Genomic DNA, 22,269 nt, shown 5'->3' with positions numbered 1-22,269 from the left:
TCACCGGCGATCAGAAAATGGGTAATTATCCGAGCTGAATCCGGTCGAATCCGGCATAGGGCACCAACACCTCAGGAATGCGGATGCCGTCCGCTTCCTGGAAGTTTTCCAGGATGCCGGCCAGGACCCGGGGCAGGGCCAGGGCGCTGCCATTCAGGGTGTGGGCCAGCTGGGGCTTTTCGTTCCCGTCCCGGAATCGCAGTTTCAGCCGGTTGGCCTGGAAGGCCTCAAAATTGGAAACCGAACTCACTTCCAGCCACCGCTCCTGTGCCGCAGACCACACCTCGAAATCGAAGGTTAGTGCAGAAGTAAAGCCCAGGTCTCCCCCGCAGAGGCGTAAAATGCGATAAGGCAGGCCCAGCGCTTCCAGCAGGCTTTTCACATGGGCTACCATCCCATCCAAAGCCTCGTAGGAACGCTCCGGGTGCTCCACGCGCACGATCTCGACCTTGTCGAACTGGTGCAGGCGGTTCAGGCCGCGAACGTGGGCCCCGTAGCTTCCCGCTTCTCTTCGAAAACAAGGGGAGTAAGCTGTATACCGAACCGGCAACTGAGAAGCCTCCAGGATTTCGTCCCGGAAAAGGTTGGTCACAGGGACTTCGGCCGTCGGGATCAGGTACAGGGGGTCTTCTTTAAGCTCGTACATCTGCCCTTCCTTGTCCGGAAGCTGGCCGGTGCCATATCCGGAATCCGCATTTACCAGGTGGGGCACCTGTACTTCGGTATATCCTGCCTCTGTATTGCGGTCCAGGAAGAACTGTATAAGCGCCCGTTGCAGGCGGGCGCCTTTTCCTTTATAAACGGGGAATCCGGCGCCGGTGATCTTCACCCCCAGCTCAAAATCGATCAGGTCGTATTCCCGGGCCAGTTCCCAGTGAGGCATGGCACCTTCGGGTAAATCCGGCCGCTTTCCGCCTTCGGCCACCACTTCGTTATCCGCCTCGTCCTGCCCGGCCGGAACGCTTTCGTGCGGGGCATTGGGCACCTGGTACAAGGCTTCCTGCAAGGCATCGGCTGCCCGGGAGAGTGATTCCCCCAGGGTTTTGGACTGTTCTTTCAGTTGGGCAGACTCGGCCTTTAAGGCCTGGGCTTCGGCGCCTTTCCCGGCTTTGAACAACTCCCCGATCTCCTTCGATTTACGGTTGGCTTCGGCCAGGGTTTCGTCCAATTGGGCCTGGAGGCTGCGGCGCTCCTGGTCTTTGCGGAGGATTTCCTCCAGCATGGGTCCGGCGTCCAGCCCCCTTTTGGAAAGGGCCTGGGCAATCCGGTCGGTCTGTTCGCGCAGTAGCTGCAGTGGCAACATAGGTATTGGCTTAAGACCGCAAATTTAAGGCGAAATTGGCGAATCCGCCAGCGGAGGCGGGAAGGGAATTCCAATATGTTATCCGGAGGTAAAAGGCGGGCGCGGCAGGGAATTACCGGATCAGGGCCCGGGCGTGCGCCTCGTCCTGGGTTAGCTGAGACTGCAGGGCTTCCAGGGAATCAAACTTTTGCTCGTCCCGGAGCCTGGCCAGCAGCTCCACCCGAACGGGTTGCCCGTACAGGTCTTCCTCCAGGTCAAAAAAGTGGATTTCGATATGGCGGCCGCTGCCGCCTACGGTAGGGTTAGAACCGATGTTCATCATCCCGTGTACCGTTCGGCCCTGCAGCTGGCTGCGAACCAGGTAAACCCCGCTTCCGGGAATGAGTTTATACTCCGATTCCGGTTTAAGGTTGGCTGTAGGGTAGCCCAGCGTTCGCCCCAGTTGTTTCCCGGGGGCTACCACCCCGCTTAACAGGTAAGGGTAGCCCAGGTACCGGTTTGCGGTTTCCAGGTCTCCGGTTTCCAGGGCATGGCGAATTTTAGTGGAGCTTACCGAAACGGCTTCCACCTCCTGGGCCGGGATTTCCTCCACCTGGAAATCGTAGAGGTTGCCAAAGGCAATCAGGTCCTGGATATTGGCTGTCCGGTTGCGTCCGAAGCGGTGGTCGTACCCGATAATCACTTTTCTGGCACGCAGGGTATCCACCAGAACGTCGCGCACAAATTCGGTGGCCGAAAGGCGGGAAAACTTTTTGCTGAATGGGTGTACCACCAGGCAATCCAGCCCCAGCCCGGCCAGGATGTCGGATTTTTCGCCAATGGTATTCAGCAGCCGGATGCCGGTGTCCTTTTGCAGGACCATTCGGGGGTGGGGGTAAAACGTAAGGAGGGTGGCTTGCAACTCCATGGACCGGGCACTGGATACCAATCGCTCCAGAATCCTCCGGTGACCAATGTGGACCCCATCGAAGGTCCCGATGGTAACCACGCTGGGCCGCTGACTTTGGTAATCTGAAAGGCCTTGAACGGTTAACACGCAATCAAAATAATCAAAAAAGGCGTATTTTGGAGCGTCAAAGCCCCACGGATGTCGACAAAATTACGGCTAGTTTTAACAATACTGGCGCTCTTTCCCATCTTTTCTTCCTACGGCCAGCAATCCCAGGGCATCTGGAGGGAAGACCATGCCCCGGACCCCCGGCACACTGGTGCAGGGGAAGCACTCCGCGTAGAGGACTCCAGGGCTTTTCTCCTGGAGGAGGAGGCCTTGCGCTGGGCCCTGGCCACCCTTCAGGGCGGGGAAAACGAAACACAAATATGGCTTCCCGATGCCCGGGGCACCCTGGTGGGTTACCGGGTGCGGGAGCAATCCGTAATGGCGCCCGAATTGCAGGCGCGTTACCCGGATATCCGCTCTTATCTGGGCGTAGGCGTATCGGACCCCGGCCTCCGCATCCGTTTTAGTATGGCCCCTTCCGGCTTTCAGGCCATCCTGCATAATCCGGAGGAGCCGGGGGCACATTTTATTGAAAAAGTACCCGGGTCCGCCAACAGGTATGTGCTCTTTTCCGGCGCGGATAAGCAAGGGCTGCCCACGGCCTGGAAATGCGCAACGGAAGCCGTATTCCAAAAGCAGGCATCGGCTGGGGCCGGGGCTTCCAAAATGGCGGACGACCAGCTGCTGCGTACCTATCGCCTTGCGGTGGCGGCTTCAGGGGAATACACCGAATACCACGGAGGAACGGTGGCGGACGCCCTGGCTGCTATCAACGCCACCCTTACGCGGATCAACGAAGTATTCAGCCGGGACCTGGCTATACAACTGGAGTTGGTGGCCAACACAGACCAGGTTATATACACCGATGCTGCTACAGATCCTTTTGGGGGTAACCTGAGTGCAGAGGTACAAACCACCCTCGATGGCCAGATTGGCGCCGCGAATTACGATATAGGCCACCTGTTCCACCAGGGAGGCGAAGCGGGCAATGCCGGGTTTATCGGGGCGGTTTGCCAGGACGGCCGAAAGGGCAGCGCTTACGCGGCTACCCCCATCCCGGAGGGCGATCGTTTTGATCTGGATTTCGTTGCTCATGAAATGGGCCACCAGTTCGGCGCCAACCATACCTGGTCCTTCGATACGGAGGGTACCGGCGTACAGGCCGAGCCGGCCAGCGGTACTACCATCATGGGATATGCCGGGATTGTGCAGGGCAACAATGTGGCCAACACGGGGGACGATTATTTCCACTATTTCAGCGTGATGCAAATCGGGGACTATGTGGCCGGAATTTCCTGCGGTAACCAGACCCCGATGTCCAATACCCCTCCGGTACTGGGCGTCCTCCCGGATTATCACATTCCCCCGGGCACAGCTTTTGTGCTGGAAGGGACAGCTACGGACCCCGACCCTTCAGATGTGCTGACCTATACCTGGGAACAGGTGGACGACGGGGTGGTGACTACCGAAATTTTTGGCCCTGAAAATCCGGTTGGTGCCAATTTCCGCTCTCTGCCGCCCACGGCAGCGCCCATAAGGTACTTCCCGGCCCTGGACCGGGTGGTTTCCGGCAACCTGACCCAGACCAGCCCGGCAACCGGCGATGCCTGGGAAACGGTATCCAATATAGCCCGTGACCTGAATTTTGCCGTTACCGTGCGAGACAATGCCATCGGTGGTGGGCAAACCGCTGCGGCGGTGGTCCGGGTACGTGTTGAGCCCGGCGGACCTTTTCAGGTCCTTTCGCAGGCTGGGGGCGAAAGTTATCCGGCCGGCAGCGTGCAAACGATAACCTGGGATGTGGCCGGCACCCAGGGAAGCCCTGTGAATTGCGCGCAGGTAGATGTGTATTTCTCTGCCGATGGGGGGCAGACCTTTCCTTTGCTCCTGGCGTCGGGTATCCCGAATTCGGGAACGGCCCAGGTGCAGTTGCCGGGTACAGCCACTTCTGCCGCCCGCCTGATGGTAAAAGCTTCGGATAACATCTTTTTTGCCGTAAACGCCGGGAATTTCAGTGTGGTGGAGGTACCCTTTATCCTGGAGGCGGCAACGCTTCAGGCCGAAGCCTGCCCCCCGGCGGATGCCGTTTTTGACCTGGTATATCGCTCCTTTTCAGGCTTTGGGGATCCTGTGGACCTTACCGCAATAAACCTCCCGCCCGGCCTTACGGCTGTCTTTGCTCCAGCCCAGGTCCAAACTTCAGATTCGCCTGTAACACTTACTCTTTCCGGGACCGGAAACCTGGCCCCGGGCACGTATGGTATTACGGTTCGGGCCACATCTGGCCCTACCACCTTCAACCTGCCGGTTACCCTGGAGGTAGGCGATGCCTCCCTGGCAGCCCCGGTTTTGCAGTCTCCTGCGGACGGAGCCTCCCAGGCGCCCCTGAAACCCCTGTTACAATGGGCAGCAACCCCGGGAAGCACCGGGTACAGGGTACAGTTGGCTACCGATGCGGGCTTTACCAGTATCCTGGCCGACCAAACGGTAACGACAGCTCAATACGCAACGCCCGTTCTTAACCCGGGCACCCCGTACTTCTGGCGTGTAAAATCCTTGAATGCCTGCGGGGAAGGTGCCTACGGCGGCCCCTTCAGTTTTCAGACCATAACCACAGACTGCCGGACCCTCTCTGCCCAGGGCATGCCTGTCACAATCTCCACGGTGGGAACGCCTACGGTGACCTCTGCGATCACCTTCCCGGAGAATCTACCTGTGGCTAGCGCCAGGGTGTCCCTGGACCTGGATCACAGCTATCTTTCGGACCTGGTGGTAACCCTGCGCTCCCCGGCCGGGACGGAAGTGACCCTTTTTGCCTATTCCTGTGCAGAGGCCAATGATGTGAACGCCACCTTTGACAATGCTGGCGCCCCGTTTATCTGTAGTAATAACCCGGCCATTTCGGGTACGGTTAAGCCCCTGGGCAACCTGGCTTCCTTTGCCGGGGAGCCTTCCCAGGGCGAATGGATTCTCACCATCCGGGATACGGCCCCGGCCGATGGCGGGCGTCTGAATGCCTTTGGGCTGGAACTCTGTGTGGAGGGGGCTTTACGTCCCGATGCAGATGGGGATGGGGTTTTTGACGACGGGGATGACCTGTGCCTGGGCACCCCGCCAGGGACTACTGTGGACGCCAGCGGTTGCCCGGTGTACCGTTTTCCCCAGGACCAGTTTCGCATTGCCCTGAGCAGCGAGAGCTGTATCGGGCAGGGGGATGGACAGATGGTCATAACCGCGGCCACGGAGATGGATTACACCTATAGCCTGACCGGCAGTGGCGTAAACCAGTCCGGGAGCTTTACCAGCGCGACCACTTTAACCGGCCTTGCTGCAGGTACGTACCTGTTGTGCCTGGAAGGCACGGACGGTACCATTGTATATGAAGCCCTGTGCTTCGACCTGCAAATAGACAGTCCCGACCCCTTAAGTGTAACGGCTGCGCCTTCGGCGGACGGGGCCAGCCTGCAGCTGGACCTGCAAGGTGCAGACCGGTATGTGGTGACGCTGAACGGCCAGGTACAGGAGGTGGTCTCCGGTGCTCTGGAGCTGGTTTTGGGCCAGGGGTCCAATGCCCTAAAAGTGGAAGCTGTGCCCGCCTGTAAGGGGGTTTTCGAAGCTTCCTATTTCTACTCGGAACGCCCGGTGGCATCGCCCAACCCCTTTTCGACTTACCTGGATATTTATGCGCCGCGCCCCGACCAGGCGGTGTATCTGGAGCTGTTCAATGCCTCCGGGGCACTGGTGTTCACAAAAGCTTATGGCCCGGGTTCTCAATTGCAGCGGGTTTCCCTGCCACCCCTGCCTACCGGAATTTATTTCCTTCGCCTCACCCAGGCGGGAAGGGTACAAACCCTAAAAATGTTCCGGAAATGAAAATAGCCCGCTTAATGATTTTTCTGTTGGTGCTGGGATTTGCCGGGGGCGGATGCAGTAAGGACGAAGGCCCGAAAATTCCCGGTGCGGTAAATCTCACCTATCCGGGGGACAATACGTTGTGTGTAACCGGCACCCCGGTTGGGGCGACCTCCAGCGAAGTGGTATTTCGCTGGGAGGCCACCGCGCATGCGGCTACCTACCAGCTTTCTGTGTACCGGGACGGGGGCAGCCTGGTAGAGCAATTGGCAACCAGCGGGACCAGCGCACCTGTGGTATTGGCCAGGGGAGTTGCATTCACCTGGCGCGTTATTGCCCGCAATGCCCAGGGGGATGTCGGCCCCGCCAGCCTAACCTGGCAGTTCTACAATGCAGGCGCTTCGGAAAGCTATGCCCCTTTTCCAGCCCGGCTGGAACTTCCGGCCTCCGGCAGTACGGTGGCTTCGGACGGCAATGGGGAGGTTCTCCTGCGCTGGAGCGGTGCCGACCCGGATAACGACCTTCAGGAATTTGAGGTTTATGTGGGCTTGCAGCCCAATGCCCTTACCCGGCAAACCACCCAGCCCGCAAACAGCAATACCTACAGGGTTTCGGTAAACGCAGGCACAGTAGTCTATTGGGAAATTTTGTCCCGGGACAGTCTGGGGAATACCTCGCGGTCGGGTGTGGGGTCCTTCCGGGTACTCTGATCAGGTGTTGTTAAACTGGTTCATGGTAATCGAAGCCCCGGCCAGGACAAAGGATTTCAGGAGTTCCACACTGCGGTCCAGCCGTTCGCCCATGGTTTCACCTTCCTCTTCTGACCATTCGCCCAACACATAATCCACTTGCTGACCTTTGCCAAAGGTATTGCCGATCCCGAACCGGAATCGGGCATAGGCAGTGGTGCCCAGTACCTGCTGTATGTCTTTCAGGCCGTTGTGGCCGCCATCACTGCCCTTCGTTTTCAGGCGCAGGGTGCCATAGGGCAGGTTCAGGTCGTCGGTAACCACAAGCAGGTTGGAAACGGGGATTTTTTCCTTCTCCAGCCAGTACTTGACCGCCTTCCCGCTACGGTTCATATAAGTGGAGGGCTTCAGGCAGGTGATGGCGCGCCCTTTGAGCCGGAAGGCTGCCACATCGCCCAGGCGGGCAGGCTGGAATTCCATGTCTGTTGCAGCAGCCAGGTGGTCCAGAATCTTAAAGCCGATATTGTGCCGGGTATGGGCATACTCTGCCCCGATATTCCCGAGGCCTACAATGAGGAATTTCTTCATGGGTTCCGTTTGATCGGGACGTTTCCTAAAGAATTTTGACAAACACCACACAGGGTTCCTTTTTCTAAAAATACAAAAAGCACCCGTGGAGGGTTACCGTCCAGGGGTGCTTTCGGTTGGGTAAGGCCAGCAGGTTTATTCCTCTGCAGCAGGGGCTTCGGCTGCAGCCTCGGCTCCTTCTTCGCCTTCTTCTTCGTCCTCGTCGGCATCCACAATAGCTGTACGGGAAGTTTTCACCTGTACAATTACGGTGGTGTCCGGGTGGAGGATGGTGAAGTCATCGCTCTTTACGCTGGAAACCGCAATCAGGTCGCCAATACGCAGTTTGGAGATGTCCACATTAAAGAAGTCCGGCAGGTTGGCCGGAAGGGCGCGGATGCTGAGTTTACGCTTGCGGAACAACAGGCGTCCACCGTTGCGTACCCCGGGGGAATTCCCCTCCAGTTGTACCGGGATGGCCATGGTTACCGGCTTGTCGTCAAACAGCTGGTAGAAGTCCACGTGCAGGATGCTGTCCGATACCGGGTGGAACTGGATGTCCTGCATTACTGCGCTGATCTTCTCGCCGTTGTCGAGTTCAATTACCACCGTGTGCGCGTTGGGGGTGTACACGAGGTCTTTGAACGACATTTCATCTGCCGAAAAGTGCAAAGGCAATTCCCCCCCGTAAACTACGCAAGGGACCTTTCCAGCATTACGTAGGGCTTTGGTTGCCTTCTTGCCCACGCTTTCTCTTTGGGATCCTTGGATTGTAATTGATTTCATTATAATGGTTTAATATATACTACATTAAAAATTTAGAGGCGATGGAGGTGTTGTGGTGTACCCGGTGCATTACATCCGAAAACAGGTCTGCACAGCTCAGTACCCGTACCTTATCGCTTTGTTGCCTTGCCGGGATGGAATCCGTAATGATGAGTTCTTCCAGGCGGGAATTCTCGATCCGCTCAAAGGCGTTGCCGGAGAGCAGGCCGTGGGTGGTGATGGCCCTGACGCTGCGCGCGCCGCGTTCCATCATCAGGTCGGCTGCCTTGGTTAGCGTACCGGCCGTATCCACCATGTCGTCCACCAGGACCACATTGCGGTCTTCCACTTCCCCAATCAGCTCCATGTGTTCGATCACATTGGCCTTGGCGCGCTGCTTGTAACAGATCACCACGTCGCTTCCCAGGGCTTTGGAATAGGCATAGGCCCGTTTAGAGCCGCCCATATCCGGGGAGGCGATAGTCAGGTTGTCGAGTTTCAGTTTTTTCAGGTAGGGTAAAAACAGGGTAGAGGCAAAAAGGTGGTCTACCGGTTTTTCAAAAAACCCCTGGATCTGGTCTGCGTGCAGGTCCATGGTAATGATCCGGGTGGCCCCTGCGGTTTCCAGCATTTTGGCGACCAACTTGGCGGCGATAGGTACCCGCGGCTTATCCTTGCGGTCTTGCCGTGCCCAACCGAAGTAAGGCATCACAGCGGTAATGTGGCGGGCAGAAGCCCTTTTTGCCGCATCCAGCATCAGCAGCATTTCCATCAGGTTTTCCGGCCCCGGATGGGTGGACCCGATAATGAAGATGCGCGCCCCGCGGATGGACTCCTCGAATGAGGGTTGGAACTCCCCGTCGCTGTACCTGGAAAAGATCACCTTCCCCAGATCAGCTCCATAGGATTTGGCAATTTTCTGCCCGAGCTCCTGGCTCTGGGTGCAGGCAAAAATTTTCGGCTCCGGTACGGTATACGACATCAGTGCTGTTTTGCGGGCCTAACTCCCTGGCCCGAAAGGAGGTGCAAATTTACACAATTATTTCAGTTGCTAAAGCCAAAAACGGGCATTTTTGGATGCGGCCATGGAAAATATTTTATAGCTTTGCCTCCCCATTATTGCCTCGGTGGCGGTCCCGATAGTTATCGGGAGGTAGACGCGCTGTAGTGCTTCGGGATTTTATGCCTCGGTGGCGGAATTGGTAGACGCGCTGGATTCAAAATCCAGTGATAGCAATATCGTGTGGGTTCGATTCCCACCCGAGGTACGAATAAACCACAAAAGAGTGGAAGTACGAGCGAGCTTCAAAAAATGAAGCTCGCTTCTTTTTTTTGAAGCCGCGAAGTGCTTCCTTTTGTGGTTTTCAAAGCGAGCTCGAAGGGAAGCTTGCCTTCAGGCAAGCAATCCCACCCGAGGGCGAGGTTTGCTTCTCCATTCCTGCTTATTGTAGCGCCGTGCTTCTTTTTTCGGCTTTCAAAGCGAGCTCGAAGGGAAGCTTGCCTTTCTCCTACTACACCCGCCTGTACACCTCCTCAAAAGGCACCCGGAACCTGGGGCCGTATACGCCTTCGGGCTTGCGGATTCCGCACCCGATCACCATATTGATTTCGGCACCGGAGGGCAACCCCAGTGCTTTTTTGATCCGAAGGCTGTCGTGCCCCTCCATGGGGCAGGTGTCATATCCAATGGCAGCCATGGAGAGCATAAAATTCTCTGCGGCCAGGGCAGCGCTTTTATGGGCCACAATACGCATGTCCGATGCGCGCACCTGCCGGTACATGGGGCGGAATGCCCCCATAATGCTAAAGGCGATATATTTCAGACAGCCCAAAATGCCCAGGAAATCCGTATACAGGGAGGGCATGATCTTCCTGTAGTAGGAAAAGACGAATTTTTCGCGTTGGGTATAGTCGCTTTTCGGCTTCTTTCCGAAGCTCTTTTCCAGAAAGCCCAGGTTGGCCCTGACGCGATCGCGCCACTTGTCCTTGCGGGCTACAACTACTACCAGTTGCCGGGCGGTCCGGGCAGCAGGTTGGTCCATACAGGCATGAACAATCCTGGCCTTTATATCCGGGTCGGTTACCTGATAGAATTCCCACAACTGCAGATTGGAGCTGGTTGGCGCCAAAACGGCATTCTCAATAGAGGCTTTCACCTTTTCGGAATCGATGGGTTCCTCCTGGTAAATTCTAACGGAACGCCTGTAATGGATGGCTTCGGTTACGGTCTTTTCCATGCTGATGGCTTTCTGGTATATGCAGTGCGAAATGCAACGTTCTCAGGCAAAGTTAGCACATCCGGATACAGCAGGGCCGGCCGGCGTCCGAGATCTTTCAAAAGCGCATCGGCATTTCCCATGGCAGGGATGGGAGAAAACCCTTAGATCATAGCAGGAAGATCAGCAGGCTGGCCAGATAGACGGCCAGGATTACCAGGAAATACCGGAACAGGTTTCGCTGGTTTATTTTGGCAGGCTCCAGTTCGTCGGTTTGGGTATGTGAGCGGTCCATGGGGGTTAGAATTTAAGGTCCGTGTTCAGTGAAGGGGAGATTCGGAAGACGCGCTCCGGGGCCGGGGCGCTTTGGGAAGCGGGTTTCGATAAGCCAGCCCGGGCCCGGTTTTCGACCACTTTTGCAATGGCCTTTTTAAGCCGGTCCAGGCGTACGTTTTTAAGGAGGAAGTCGGTACAGCCAAAATCGAAGGCGAAGAGGGCGTATTTTCCCTTGGACGAGGTTACGATCACCTCGGTTTCTGTCGGGATCAGGCTGATGAATTCAAACCCGCAAATACCGCCCAGTTCCACATCGGATATGAGCAGGTCCACCTTTTGGTTTTTCAGGTAATGCAAGGCATCCCAGGGGTCTGTAAAAGTGCCGGCAAGCTGGATGCCAGGGCACTTGGAAACCAGTTTGGCCAGGGCAGCCAACTGGGTTTTGGAGTCATCCACAAGGATGGTCTGGAGCATGGGTTTCATGGGCTCGGTTGGGGGAATTAGGGTGTAAAATTACCCTGCAATACGGGAAATCGGTTGCATTCTCGATCTGGGGTCCAATTACTCGGTATCCGGCCTCCAGGTTTCCGAAGGGCGGGTTTTTGATACGGGTTATCCGGAGGTTTCCTGAGCTGCGCTACCCACTGCCACAAACAGGCCGGGAGAGCGGAGACTGCCTGGGGAGCAAAGTCCGTGAACGAACTGAATATCAGGATAAAATGTTGGTGTTTCGCTCTTGGTCGGTTTCTGCAGGTTACTGATCGAATACGAAAAGCCGAATGTATTTTCTGTATTATTTTTGCCCGCACATATTTTGGTGTGCACACCACACTTATATGTATTTTAATTCCATTTTTAATATTTCTGATATGCGGAAGATGTCCAGGTTTATGGAGAAGCACCAACGGCGCCTGGGGATTATCGTGATTGTTGCCATAACCGCATACATTGTGGGGATGGCCACCCTGTATTTCCTTTATTTCTAGCCTCCCTTTTTATCCGTTTTACTGTCCGGGTTTCCCCTTGCAGCCCACCCTGTGGCGGGTTGAAAATTTTAACATCAGGTTTAATGGAAAAATTCCATAAAAATGGAAATAATCCATAACTTAGCATCCCTCTTTTTTAAAAAGGCATGCAAAAAACCATTCTTCATCTGGATCTGGATACCTTTTTCGTGTCGGTGGAACGCAAGCTGGACAGCCGCCTCAAGGGGAGGCCCATCCTGGTAGGCGGGCTCAGCGACCGCGGGGTAGTGGCGGCCTGCAGTTACGAAACGCGGGGGTACGGGGTACATTCGGGCATGCCCATGCGGATGGCCCGGGAACTCTGCCCGGAGGCGGTGGTGATCCGCGGGAATGCGGGCACTTACAGCCGGCATTCGGACGAGGTTACGGACATCATCCGGGAGCAGGTACCCGTCTTTGAAAAGTCCAGTATAGATGAGTTTTATGCGGACCTGTCCGGGATGGATCGGTTTTTCGGGAGCTACCGCTATGCCACCGAACTCCGCCAGCGCATTATCCGCGAAACCGGCCTGCCGATATCTTTTGGCCTGTCGGTGAACAAGGTCGTTTCGAAAATGGCTACGGGAGAGGCCAAGCCCAACAACCAGCTGAAGATCGACTTCGGCTACGAGAAGCCCTTTCTGGCCCCCTTGTCTATCAAAAAGATTCCGATGGTGGGGGATAAGACCTACCAGACGCTCCGGAACCTGGGGCTCCGGCAGATTCGCACAGTACAGGAAATGCCCCTGGAAGTGATGCAGCAGGTACTGGGGGCCAACGGGGGGGTGATCTGGAGGCGTGCCAACGGCATTGACAACACCCCGGTGATCCCCTTTTGCGAACGCAAATCCATTTCTACCGAGCGCACCTTCGAGCGGGATACCATAGACGTTCACCGGTTGCGGGGCATCCTGATCGCCATGACGGAAAACCTGGCCTTCCAGCTGCGCCGGGGCGGGAAGCTTACCGCCTGTATCGCGGTAAAGCTCCGCTATTCGGATTTTAACACCTATTCCCGCCAGTTGCGTATCCCGTACACCTCTGCAGACCATAAACTGATCCCCCAGGTGCTGGACCTGTTTGAAAAGCTGTATGACAAGCGGTTGCTGGTGCGGCTTATCGGGGTGCGCTTCAGCCACCTGGTACCGGGGAATTACCAGATTAACCTGTTTGAGGATACGCAGGAAGCCCTACGCCTCTATGCTGCCATGGACCGGATCCGGGAACGCTTTGGGGATAAGAGTGTAATCCGGGCCGCAGGGATGGGGGCCCGCACCATTGGCCGCATGCATAACCCCTTTGACGGCCGCCCGCCAGTGGTGCTGGCCCACCGAAAACAATAGGGGTATGGAAGGCCGGGAGGGGCGGATGGGCCTATTCGATGGGGTTAAGCGCCGAAGTGCGGAAGGCGCCGGTTTAAGGGGGGTATTTTGGGGGGCACCCTCCCCCCCGGGAATCAAGATAAAGGGGTACCCTGCCATTGCCTTGCAGGGGCCGATGAAATGTTACGCGTGTATTTGAACTGCCATACATATTACAGCCTCAGGTACGGGACGTTTTCCGAGGTGGAGCTGCTGGAGTTGGCCCGGGAACAGGGGGTGCGCTGCCTGGCCCTTACCGACATCAACAACACCTCCGCCGGCCTGAATTTTGTGCGCAGGGCCCCGGAGTTTGACCTGCGCCCCCTGCTGGGCATCGATTTCCGCAATGGGATAGATCCCTGTTTTGTAGGGCTGGCCCGAAACAATGCGGGTTATATGGAGCTGAACCGCTTCCTGTCTTCCCACCTGCACCAGGGAAAGCCCCTGCCCGAGCGCGCCCCTGAATTTTCGGACGCCTTTGTGATTTACCCTTTCGAGAAGGTTTTGCTGGCCGAAATGCAGGATTTTGGCCCCGGGGAATTCATCGGGGTATCGGTGCGGGACCTGAGGCGGCTGCCTTTTTCCCGCCTGGTGGAATACCGGGACCGCCTGGTGGTCCTGCAGCCGGTTACCTTTCGCAACAAACGGGATTTTAATGCGCACCGCCTGCTGCGTGCCATAGACAACAACGTGCTGCTTAGTAAGTTGCCGGAGGAACAGCAAGCCCACCCGGAAGATGGTATGTATCCCCTGCCCAACCTGGCAGCGGCTTTCTCAGAGCATCGGTTTATTCTGGAGAATACCCGGGTCCTTATGGAATCCTGCAGCATCCATTTCGATTTTTCCGAGGCCCGCCGCCCGCAGAACCTGCAGACCTACACCGGCAGCCGGGAAGAAGACGAGGCCCTGCTGGAGCGGCTATGCCAGGAGGGCATGCCCTACCGCTACCCCAATCCCGGCCCGGAAATCCGGGCCCGGCTGGAGAAGGAACTAGGCCTGATCCGGCAGAAGGAGTTTGTGTCCTACTTCCTGATCAACTGGGATATTATAAGCGAGGCCCGTCGCCGGGGGTTTTTCTATGTGGGCCGGGGCAGCGGGGCCAACAGTATTGTGGCCTACCTGCTGCGGATCACCGATGTGGACCCCATAGAACTGGATTTGTACTTTGAGCGTTTCATCAACTTATTCCGGGCCAACCCCCCGGACTTCGACATCGATTTTTCCTGGCGGGACCGGGATGCCATTACCCGCTACATCTTTGAGCGTTTTGAGCACGTAGCCCTGCTGGGCACCTATGTGACGTTCCGGGAGCGGGGTATCCTGAGGGAACTCGGTAAGGTTTTTGGCCTGCCCAAGGCAGAGGTGGATGCTCTATGCGAGGGGCAGTACGAGCCTTCCCGCCTGGACGGGGTAGCCCGCCTGGTGGTGCGTTACGGCCAATTGATCAAGGGGATGCCCAACTACCTGAGCGTGCACTCCGGGGGTATCCTCATTGCAGACAAGCCGCTGCAGTGGTTTGCAGCCACCCACCTGCCGCCCAAGGGGTTTCCCACCACGCAGTTCGACATGGTCATTGCCGAGGATGTGGGCCTGTACAAGTTCGACATCCTGGGGCAGCGGGGGCTGGCCAAGATCAAGGAAGCCCTCCAGATTATCCGCTGCAACCACCCCGGGGATGCCGGGGAGGTAGACATCCACAACATAGGCCGCATCAAAGCCGATACCCGGGTAAACCAGATGATCCGGACCGCCCAGTGTATGGGGTGTTTTTACGTGGAGTCCCCCGCCATGCGGATGCTGCTCAGAAAGCTGGAGGTAGATAATTACCTGGGCCTGGTGGCGGCCAGCTCCATTATCCGGCCCGGGGTATCCAAGAGCGGGATGATGCGCGAATACATCCTGCGCCACCGGGACCCGGAACGGGTAAAGCAGGCCCATCCGGTTTTGCTGGACATTATGCCGGATACCTACGGGGTGATGGTCTACCAGGAGGATGTGATCAAAGTAGCCCATTATTTTGCAGGGCTCAGTTTGGGCGAGGCGGATGTGCTGCGCCGGGGGATGAGTGGGAAATTCCGGTCCCGGAGCGAATTTGAACGTATCCGTTCCGTCTTTATCCGCAATTGCCGGCAGAAGGGGTACCCGGAATCCCTGGTCTCCGAGATCTGGAACCAGGTGGCCAGTTTTGCGGGCTATGCCTTTGCCAAGGGCCACTCGGCCTCCTATGCGGTGGAAAGCTACCAAAGCCTCTTTTTGCGGGCGTATTTCCCGCTGGAATACCTGGTGGCCGTCCTGAACAACGGCGGGGGCTTCTACCGGCCGGAACACTACGTACACGAGGCCCGTATGCTGGGTGCGCGCATTCACCCCCCCTGCATCAACCGGTCCGCAATAGCCAATTGCATATACGGAAAGGATATTTACCTGGGGTTTATGTACCTGCGGGAGCTGGAGCAGCGCGTGATGGAGCGCATTGTGCGCCAACGCGAACAGGGCGGCCCTTTCCGCAGCCTGGAGGATTTCCTGGATCGGGTACCCATTGCCGTGGAGCAGTTGAGCATCCTGGTCCGGGTGGATGCCTTCCGCAGTACCGGAAAGGAGAAGCACCGGCTGTTATGGAAGGCCCACCTGCTGTTGTCCGGGAGTCCGAAGAAGGAACACCCCCGCCTGTTCCCGCCCCAGCACAGGCACTTCCAAATTCCCCGGCTGGAGGGCACGGCCCTGGAAACGGCCTTCACCCAGCTGGAATTGCTGGGGTTTTGCCTGTGTAGCCCTTTTGAGCTGCTGGCCCAGCCCCCGGCTAACGGGAACGGGAGCCGGCACCTGCCGGACTATCTGGGGCGCAACATCGACATTTACGGTTATCTGGTGACCGTTAAGAATACCCGTACCCACCGCGGGGACCGCATGTATTTTGCCACCTTTATCGACCAGGACGGGGCGGTTTTCGACACGGTGCTGTTTCCGCCCGTGGCCGCCAGGTATCGCTTCCGGGGGCGGGGCATCTATCGTTCTTATGGGAAGGTGGTAAGCGAGTTTGGGTTTCTCAGTATCGAAGTGGCGCGGATGGAAAAACAGGACCTGGTCCCGGACCCCCGATATTCGGACATGAAGACCAGCCAGCGGTTGCGTCTGGGCCGGGACCAGGCCGCCCGGTAGCTTTTGCATCCTCTGAATTTTGTGCCCCTAAAATTACGGGTTTGTCAAAAAGGGGAAGCCTACCCTTCCTCCCTCGTAAAAATGCCCGGTTTTTGGCCGGTTTGGGAGCAATTTTCCGAAATTGAAAAAGCCATGCGGAGGTTTTTCCGTATGTCCCTATTTATTGTTGATCGCGGGGCCTGCCCCGGGAAAATAATCCCAAAAAAACCCGGGCTGTGAGGCTCGGGTTTAAAGGGGTTGTTCGGGGTGGCCCTGTTGCGATCACAGGTCCTGGCCCTTGGGGATCAGAGGTACTGGTTCAGGATGTTTTCGTACAGTTCCTGCTGCCCGCTGATTTTTGCGATGTCCGGATGCTTTCCGGCATAGGCCCGAAGGTCTTCCAGGCTCAGTTTCCCGGCTTCGAAATCCTTTCCGGCCCCGCTGTCGAAGGAGGCGTACCGCGCTTTGCGCATTTCCGGGATCCGGGATTCCGTCATGACGGCGTGTGCGGTTAAAAGCGCTCGTGCAAAGGCATCCATCCCACCAATATGGGCATAGAAGATATCGGCCAGGTCCGTGGAGTTCCGACGGATTTTAGCGTCAAAATTAACGCCCCCGCCCTGGAAGCCCCCGGCGCGCAGGATCACCAGCATGGCCTGGGTAAGTTCATACACGTCTACCGGGAACTGGTCCGTGTCCCAGCCGTTCTGGTAATCTCCGCGGTTGGCGTCAATGCTGCCCAGCAGCCCGTTGTCCGCAGCTACCTGCAACTCGTGCTCGAAGGTATGTTGGGCCAGGGTGGCGTGGTTTACTTCGATATTCAGTTTAAAGTCGTCCAGCAGGTCGTATTTGGTCAGGAAGCCCAGTACGGTGGCCGAGTCAAAGTCGTATTGGTGCTTGGAGGGCTCCATGGGCTTGGGCTCAATAAAGAAGGTGCCTTTAAAGCCCTGTTTGCGGGCGTAGTCCTTAGCCATGTGCAGGAAGCGGGCCATGTGGTCCAGCTCCCGCCCCATATCGGTGTTGAGCAGGGACATATAGCCTTCACGGCCGCCCCAGAACACATAGTTTTCGCCTCCCAGTTTAATGGTGGCATCCAGCGCGTTCTTCACCTGGGCCCCGGCGGCGGCTACCACATTGAAATCCGGGTTGGTGGCCGCCCCGTTCATATAGCGGGGGTTGCTGAAACAATTGGCTGTTCCCCAAAGCAGTTTTACCCCGGAGGCCTTCATTTTTTCTGCGGCGTAGTCCGTAATGATGTCCAGGCGTTTTTCCGATTCGGCCAGGGTGGCCCCTTCCGCAATCAGGTCAAAATCGTGGAAGCAATAATAAGGCGCCCCTATTTTGGTAATAAATTCAAAAGCGGCATCCATTTTATCCCGGGCTTGCTGGATGGGGTCTGCTGAGGCCAGCCAGGGGAAATCCTGGGTAGGGGCCCCAAAGGGGTCTGCCCCGACCCCGGTAAAGGTGTGCCAATAGGCAATGGCGAACCGGAAATGTTCTTCCATGGTCTTTCCGCCCACTTTCTGGTTGGCATTGTAATATTTAAATGCCAGGGGGTTGTCCGATTCCTTTCCTTCGAAGGCGATTTTTCCAATCCCTTTGAAATATTCCTTGTCTCCTGTAGTGATCATCCGATGTGGTTTTTAAGCAGTTGATTCAATTCGTTTTTCCAGCTACCATAGGCGTGCCGGTAGGGTTCGGGGTTGTTTCCCGGGGCATAACGCAGGGGGATCTGGTCCGTGGAAGTGGCTTCCGTCATATTTTTAAAGGCGCCTCCGGCTACCGCTGCTGCCCGGGCAGCGCCCGCGGCCCCGGTCGTGGTCACCATTTCTATAGAGGCCCCGGTTAGGGTGGTGATGGTTTCGGCAAACGGGCGGGCGCGGAACAGGTTGTCGTTCCCGGCCCGGATGCGTCCCAGGGACACCCCGTCTGCGGCCATGATCTCCATGCCGTACACAAACGAAAAAGCAATTCCCTCCAGGGCGGCACGATACAAATGGGCCTGTTTGTGGATGTTGAAATCCAGGTGTTGTATGGCAGCCCCGGTATGCACATTGCCCAGCATGCGTTCTGCCCCGTTGCCGAAGGGAAAAACACGGAGGCCTTCCGAGCCTACGGGAATACGCTCGGCCATCTCATTCATTTCCGGGTATCCCAAATCACGGGAGGCCTGATGTTGCATCCAGCTGTACTGTATACCCGTTCCGTTAATGCACAATAATTTTCCGATCCTGGGGGTATGTGCCTGGTGGTTTACATGGGCAAAGTGGTTCACCCGGTTCAGTTCTCGGGTGGCCGTCTGTTCGGTAACGGCATAAACCACCCCGGAGGTGCCTCCGGTGGCGGCAATTTCGCCGGGCTCCATCACGTTCAGGGCCAGGGCGTTATTGGGTTGGTCCCCTGCCCGGTACAGGATGGGCGTTCCGGTTTTCAGGCCCAGTTGCGAGGCAGCCTCGGCACTGAGGGTGCATTGTTCCCCAAAGGTCGGTACCCGTTCGGGCAGTACCTCCGGGGATATCCCTGCGGCTTCCAGCATCCACCAGGCGGGGGTATTATCCTTAAAATCCCAGAGGATGCCCTCGGAGAGCCCGGATGCCGTTGTAGTACATTGGCCGGAGCATTTCATGGCGATGTAATCCCCGGGCAGCATAATTTTATGGATACGGGCAAAGGTTTCGGGTTCGTGATCCCGGACCCAAACCAATTTGGAGAGCGTAAAATTTCCGGGGGCATTCAGCAGTCGCTCCCGGCACTTCGCCTCTCCGATTTTTTCGTAAAGCCCGTCTCCGGTGGCTACCGCCCGGCTGTCGCACCAGATTATGGAGGGGCGCACCACCTGTTGGTGGCGGTCCACAGCCACCAGGCCGTGCATCTGGTAGGAAATACCGATGCCCTGTACGGATGCCCCGGGTACCCCGGCGGTTTCCAGGAGCTCACCCGTGGCCAGCAGGAGGTTTTCCCACCAGATTTCAGGGGGTTGTTCCCCCCACCCCGGTTGGGGCGAGTGGATGGGCATCTCTTTTTTCGGGCTTTGTACCCGTGCCATTTCGGCCCCGGTGGCCCCGTCAATCAGGGAGGCCTTTACCGAAGAGCTTCCAATGTCATATCCGATCCAGTACATAGGTTAGTCAGCAGCGTTCAGGCAAAAGGGTCCTCTGCGGAACCCCTGTGGTTTCAGACCCTTAAAGTCCGGATATCTGGGCAATTCCGCAAGCTTTGAGCCAAAAATAACAGATTCATGCAAACGATTGCGTAAAAATTGGTGTAAATTTCACACCTTTAACCTGCTTTTTGTTTTTTATTCCGGGAGATTGGGATTTCTGTCGCTTCCCTCCCCGGGGTTTCTTACCTTGCAGTTATGAGAGATAAGGTTAGTATTGTTACCGGTGGTACCTCGGGCCTGGGGCTGGCCACCGCCCGTAAATTCTGCCAGACCGGCTACCGCTGTTATGTGGTGGGGCGCAACCCCGAGAAAACAAAAACCACCTGTACGGAGCTGGGGCATAATGCCATTCCTGTTATCCTGGACCTATCCCGCCTGGAAGACATTCCCGGGGTTATTGCCGGGATTGCGCAGGAGGCCGGCCAAATTGACGTCCTGGTGAACAATGCGGGTATCAACATGAAAAAGCCCATGCTGGAGGTAACCGATGCAGATTTCCTTCAGATCATTCAGACCAACCTGCTGAGTGTCTTTGCCATCAGTAGGGAGGTGGGGAAGGTGATGCAGGCTGCTGGTAGCGGCTCCATCATCAACATTAGCTCTATGGCGGCTCAGTATGGCCTGCCCTATGTGATTGCGTATTCCGCCAGTAAAACGGCCATAGAAGGGATGACCCGTGCCATGGCGGTGGAAATGGGGCCTATGGGGATCCGCGTGAATTGCGTGGCCCCCGGCTTTATCAAGACTCCCATGACGGCGAAGGCCCTGGACAGCGACCCTGAACGCAAGGGGCGGGTGTATGCCCGTACCCCTATGGGGGAAATGGGCATCCCGGAAGACATTGCAGATGCCGTGTATTTCCTGGCTTCCCGGGAGGCGCGTTTTATTACCGGCACTGTCTTGCCTGTGGATGGCGGCAATAGTATCGGATTCTGATGAAGACCCCGGAGACACAACCGAAATTACTGGCCTGCATGCGCTGGTACGGCCCCAACGATGGGGTTGCCCTTACGGGAATCCGCCAGGCGGGGGTAGAGGGGATCGTAACGGCCCTGCACCAGATCCCCGTAGGGGAGGTATGGCCTATTGATGCCATCAAGGCCCGACAAAAGGAAGTGCGTGAGGCCGGGATGGAATGGACGGTGGTGGAAAGTCTGCCCGTTTCCGAAGCCATCAAACAGCAGAAGGGGGAATTTCGCCAACATATCGAAAACTACAAGCAAAGCCTGGTGAACCTGGCCGCCTGCGGGATCCGAGTGGTAACCTATAATTTCATGCCGGTGCTGGATTGGGTGCGGACCGAACTGGATTACCTGAACCCGGACCAAACCCGGACCCTGCGATTCGACCGGACAGCATTTGCCTGTTTTGACCTTTTTATGCTACGGCGTCCCGGGGCGGAGGCCGATTACGATCCTGCCACCCGAGCGGCTGCAAAAGAGCGATTCGAATCCATGGGGGAGGAAGCCCGGCAGCGCCTTCGTCGCACCGTATTGCAGGGCCTTCCGGGTAGTGACGATCATTTCACCGAAGCCCAGCTCCTGGAATTGCTGGAACAATATGCCCGGATCCCCAAGGAAACACTGAGAGCTCATCTGGTGGCGTTCCTGCAGGAGGTAGTCCCCGTGGCCCGCGAACACGGGGTGGTGCTGGCGGTTCACCCGGATGATCCGCCTTATCCCCTGCTGGGGCTGCCCCGCGTGGTCTCTACCCAGGAAGATCTGGATTTCCTTTTTAGTGCCGTCCCGGACACGGCTAATGGACTTTGCTATTGTACGGGCGCACTGGGGGCAGGGCCCGAAAATGATTTGCTGGGCATCCTTGAGGCTTTTGGCCCAAGGGTGCATTTCCTGCACTTGCGCAATGTCCTGCATGAACGGCCCGGCATTTTCCGGGAGTCGGACCACCTGTACGGCCATGTACCCATGGCTTCAGTCCTGAGAAGCCTTCACCGGATCATGGCCCAGCGGGATATCCGCCTGCCCATGCGGCCCGATCACGGATTTTTGCACACTTCGGAAGTCGGTTCCCGCCATTATCCGGGGTATTCCCTGCTCGGGAGGCTGAAGGGCCTTGCGGAGTTACGTGGGATGGAAGCCGGCCTGTTGGAGGGGTAAGCCTGTGTGGCTAAAAGGGTTGAAGTGGCCCGGAACGGTAAATTTAGTACCTTGAGGGAGGTTAGCTAACGCATCCCGCCACCAAACAACCGAAAACCGCATGACCGTAGAAACTTATATGTCCGAACGGGTGGACGACCAGATTCGCTGGTACGGAAAAAAAAGCGCCCGCAATAAAAAGCTGCACATCTGGAGCAGCGGGGGCATTATTCTCTTCAGTTCATTGATCCCTTTTTTTACCGGGATTGACCACCCTTCACCCATCCCATTTGTCCCTGTAAATTCCCAGGTGCTGGCAGGGCTTTTGGGTGTCTTGACGGCAACCCTCACCGGGATTACAGCCCTGATGAAGTTTCAGGAAAAATGGGCAACCTACCGCATCACCTGCGAGGCCCTGCAACGGGAAAAATTCCTCTTTCAAACGGCCACGGCCCCCTACCAGGCCGGGGCGGCCGCCTACCCTGTTTTTGTGACACGTATTGAACAGCTCCTTGGGGAGGAAAATCAGGGATGGCGCGGGTTGGTAACGACTACCCCGGGGCAGGAAGCGTGAGGACTGCACCCTGTTGCCCTTTCACGGATTCGAATCCTCGGGGACCAGGGTATAGGTCTTTTCGAAAATTTCCCGGTCTATGGGGTACATTTCGCCATGGATACCTACCATGAGCCAGTCTCCGGGCTTGCCGGAAAGGGTACCTTCCATAGTCTCCACCGTAAAAGCTTCGCCTACCTGTACACACCGCAGGGGAATAGGTTTTTTGATGGCACGCCGGAAGTGCAGGGGAGGGATTTCGCCTTTTTTGAAATGGGCCATGGCGCTT

At 56.9% G+C, this 22,269-nt stretch carries 18 protein-coding genes and 1 tRNA gene; 8 read left to right on the top strand and 11 right to left on the bottom strand.

Going from position 1 to position 22,269, the window contains the following annotated elements; translation table 11 throughout:
- Positions 1–25: 25 nt before the first annotated feature.
- A complete protein-coding gene (gene serS / locus OZ410_RS02590) occupies positions 26–1,303 on the bottom strand; it encodes a serine--tRNA ligase (RefSeq protein ID WP_277706345.1) in 1,278 nt (425 codons plus the stop codon).
- Between the two features lie 112 nt (positions 1,304–1,415).
- A complete protein-coding gene (locus OZ410_RS02585) occupies positions 1,416–2,339 on the bottom strand; it encodes a bifunctional riboflavin kinase/FAD synthetase (protein WP_277706344.1) in 924 nt (307 codons plus the stop codon).
- A gap of 51 nt (positions 2,340–2,390) precedes the next feature.
- On the opposite strand from OZ410_RS02585, the gene OZ410_RS02580 reads away from it, so the two are divergent.
- Positions 2,391–6,173: a reprolysin-like metallopeptidase gene (locus tag OZ410_RS02580; protein WP_277706343.1), complete on the top strand. Its 3,783-nt coding sequence runs from the start codon at positions 2,391–2,393 to the stop codon at positions 6,171–6,173.
- On the top strand, positions 6,170–6,862 hold the full coding sequence (locus tag OZ410_RS02575) for a hypothetical protein (protein ID WP_277706342.1): 693 nt from the start codon (positions 6,170–6,172) through the stop codon (positions 6,860–6,862). Before OZ410_RS02580 ends, OZ410_RS02575 begins: the two co-directional genes overlap by 4 nt.
- Here the strand turns inward: OZ410_RS02575 and pth are convergent, their stop codons facing one another.
- The 3 genes from pth to OZ410_RS02560 form a co-directional block, all read right to left on the bottom strand.
- On the bottom strand, positions 6,863–7,429 hold the full coding sequence (gene pth, locus OZ410_RS02570) for an aminoacyl-tRNA hydrolase (RefSeq protein WP_277706341.1): 567 nt from the start codon (positions 7,427–7,429) through the stop codon (positions 6,863–6,865).
- Positions 7,430–7,564: 135 nt separating this feature from the next.
- A complete protein-coding gene (locus OZ410_RS02565) occupies positions 7,565–8,194 on the bottom strand; it encodes a 50S ribosomal protein L25/general stress protein Ctc (RefSeq protein WP_277706340.1) in 630 nt (209 codons plus the stop codon).
- A gap of 19 nt (positions 8,195–8,213) precedes the next feature.
- A complete protein-coding gene (locus OZ410_RS02560; RefSeq protein WP_277706339.1) occupies positions 8,214–9,155 on the bottom strand; it encodes a ribose-phosphate pyrophosphokinase in 942 nt (313 codons plus the stop codon).
- A gap of 202 nt (positions 9,156–9,357) precedes the next feature.
- Between OZ410_RS02560 and OZ410_RS02555 the strand changes: the two genes are divergently transcribed.
- Positions 9,358–9,441 (top strand) — tRNA-Leu (locus OZ410_RS02555).
- Between the two features lie 243 nt (positions 9,442–9,684).
- Here the strand turns inward: OZ410_RS02555 and OZ410_RS02550 are convergent.
- The 3 genes from OZ410_RS02550 to OZ410_RS02540 form a co-directional block, all read right to left on the bottom strand.
- Positions 9,685–10,410 carry a nitroreductase family protein gene (locus OZ410_RS02550; protein WP_277706338.1) on the bottom strand — a complete coding sequence of 242 codons (726 nt, stop codon included), beginning with the start codon at positions 10,408–10,410 and terminating at the stop codon, positions 9,685–9,687.
- 148 nt (positions 10,411–10,558) lie between these two features.
- Positions 10,559–10,684, bottom strand: coding sequence for a hypothetical protein (locus tag OZ410_RS02545; protein WP_277706337.1), 126 nt, complete (start codon positions 10,682–10,684; stop codon positions 10,559–10,561).
- A gap of 5 nt (positions 10,685–10,689) precedes the next feature.
- A complete protein-coding gene (locus OZ410_RS02540; RefSeq protein WP_277706336.1) occupies positions 10,690–11,148 on the bottom strand; it encodes a LytR/AlgR family response regulator transcription factor in 459 nt (152 codons plus the stop codon).
- Between the two features lie 649 nt (positions 11,149–11,797).
- Here OZ410_RS02540 and dinB point away from each other — a divergent pair.
- Positions 11,798–13,012, top strand: a complete 1,215-nt coding sequence (gene dinB / locus OZ410_RS02535; RefSeq protein ID WP_277706335.1) for a DNA polymerase IV — start codon at positions 11,798–11,800, stop codon at positions 13,010–13,012.
- Positions 13,013–13,180: 168 nt separating this feature from the next.
- On the top strand, positions 13,181–16,189 hold the full coding sequence (locus OZ410_RS02530) for a DNA polymerase III subunit alpha (protein WP_277706334.1): 3,009 nt from the start codon (positions 13,181–13,183) through the stop codon (positions 16,187–16,189).
- 284 nt (positions 16,190–16,473) lie between these two features.
- Here the strand turns inward: OZ410_RS02530 and xylA are convergent, their stop codons facing one another.
- Positions 16,474–17,799 (bottom strand): xylose isomerase, encoded by a 1,326-nt coding sequence (xylA, locus tag OZ410_RS02525; RefSeq protein ID WP_277706333.1) that lies wholly within the window; start codon positions 17,797–17,799, stop codon positions 16,474–16,476.
- Positions 17,796–19,289 carry a xylulokinase gene (locus OZ410_RS02520; protein ID WP_277706332.1) on the bottom strand — a complete coding sequence of 498 codons (1,494 nt, stop codon included), beginning with the start codon at positions 19,287–19,289 and terminating at the stop codon, positions 17,796–17,798. Before OZ410_RS02520 ends, xylA begins: the two co-directional genes overlap by 4 nt.
- Before the next feature lie 237 nt (positions 19,290–19,526).
- On the opposite strand from OZ410_RS02520, the gene OZ410_RS02515 reads away from it, so the two are divergent.
- The 3 genes from OZ410_RS02515 (at position 19,527) to OZ410_RS02505 (ending at position 22,001) form a co-directional block, all read left to right on the top strand.
- Entirely contained in the window at positions 19,527–20,267 is a 741-nt protein-coding gene (locus OZ410_RS02515; RefSeq protein ID WP_277706331.1) for an SDR family NAD(P)-dependent oxidoreductase, read from the top strand.
- A complete protein-coding gene (gene uxuA, locus OZ410_RS02510) occupies positions 20,267–21,448 on the top strand; it encodes a mannonate dehydratase (RefSeq protein WP_277706330.1) in 1,182 nt (393 codons plus the stop codon). The genes OZ410_RS02515 and uxuA overlap by 1 nt, the downstream gene beginning before the upstream one ends.
- Before the next feature lie 100 nt (positions 21,449–21,548).
- Positions 21,549–22,001, top strand: a complete 453-nt coding sequence (locus tag OZ410_RS02505; RefSeq protein ID WP_277706329.1) for a DUF4231 domain-containing protein — start codon at positions 21,549–21,551, stop codon at positions 21,999–22,001.
- Positions 22,002–22,022: 21 nt separating this feature from the next.
- On the opposite strand, the gene OZ410_RS02500 is transcribed toward OZ410_RS02505, so the two are convergent.
- The gene (locus OZ410_RS02500; RefSeq protein ID WP_277706328.1) at positions 22,023–22,262 is read right to left on the bottom strand and encodes a hypothetical protein; all 240 of its coding nucleotides are present in this window, start codon (positions 22,260–22,262) and stop codon (positions 22,023–22,025) included.
- Between the last annotated feature and the right edge of the window lie 7 nt (positions 22,263–22,269).

The sequence above is a fragment of the Robiginitalea aestuariiviva genome (assembly GCF_029537735.1).
Classification (GTDB): domain Bacteria; phylum Bacteroidota; class Bacteroidia; order Flavobacteriales; family Flavobacteriaceae; genus Robiginitalea; species Robiginitalea aestuariiviva.
This window is presented reverse-complemented; position numbering and strand designations above follow the sequence as displayed.

Bases quoted from the DNA above. Each gene is read 5' to 3' on its own strand.
- serS (WP_277706345.1), bottom strand. From the start codon at position 1,303: ATGTTGCCACTGCAGCTACTGCGCGAACAGACCGACCGGATTGCCCAG.
- OZ410_RS02580 (WP_277706343.1), top strand. From the start codon at position 2,391: ATGTCGACAAAATTACGGCTAGTTTTAACAATACTGGCGCTCTTTCCC.
- OZ410_RS02575 (WP_277706342.1), top strand. From the start codon at position 6,170: ATGAAAATAGCCCGCTTAATGATTTTTCTGTTGGTGCTGGGATTTGCC.
- pth (WP_277706341.1), bottom strand. From the start codon at position 7,429: ATGAAGAAATTCCTCATTGTAGGCCTCGGGAATATCGGGGCAGAGTAT.
- OZ410_RS02565 (WP_277706340.1), bottom strand. From the start codon at position 8,194: ATGAAATCAATTACAATCCAAGGATCCCAAAGAGAAAGCGTGGGCAAG.
- OZ410_RS02560 (WP_277706339.1), bottom strand. From the start codon at position 9,155: ATGTCGTATACCGTACCGGAGCCGAAAATTTTTGCCTGCACCCAGAGC.
- OZ410_RS02550 (WP_277706338.1), bottom strand. From the start codon at position 10,410: ATGGAAAAGACCGTAACCGAAGCCATCCATTACAGGCGTTCCGTTAGA.
- OZ410_RS02545 (WP_277706337.1), bottom strand. From the start codon at position 10,684: ATGGACCGCTCACATACCCAAACCGACGAACTGGAGCCTGCCAAAATA.
- OZ410_RS02540 (WP_277706336.1), bottom strand. From the start codon at position 11,148: ATGAAACCCATGCTCCAGACCATCCTTGTGGATGACTCCAAAACCCAG.
- dinB (WP_277706335.1), top strand. From the start codon at position 11,798: ATGCAAAAAACCATTCTTCATCTGGATCTGGATACCTTTTTCGTGTCG.
- xylA (WP_277706333.1), bottom strand. From the start codon at position 17,799: ATGATCACTACAGGAGACAAGGAATATTTCAAAGGGATTGGAAAAATC.
- OZ410_RS02520 (WP_277706332.1), bottom strand. From the start codon at position 19,289: ATGTACTGGATCGGATATGACATTGGAAGCTCTTCGGTAAAGGCCTCC.
- OZ410_RS02515 (WP_277706331.1), top strand. From the start codon at position 19,527: ATGAGAGATAAGGTTAGTATTGTTACCGGTGGTACCTCGGGCCTGGGG.
- uxuA (WP_277706330.1), top strand. From the start codon at position 20,267: ATGAAGACCCCGGAGACACAACCGAAATTACTGGCCTGCATGCGCTGG.
- OZ410_RS02505 (WP_277706329.1), top strand. From the start codon at position 21,549: ATGACCGTAGAAACTTATATGTCCGAACGGGTGGACGACCAGATTCGC.
- OZ410_RS02500 (WP_277706328.1), bottom strand. From the start codon at position 22,262: ATGGCCCATTTCAAAAAAGGCGAAATCCCTCCCCTGCACTTCCGGCGT.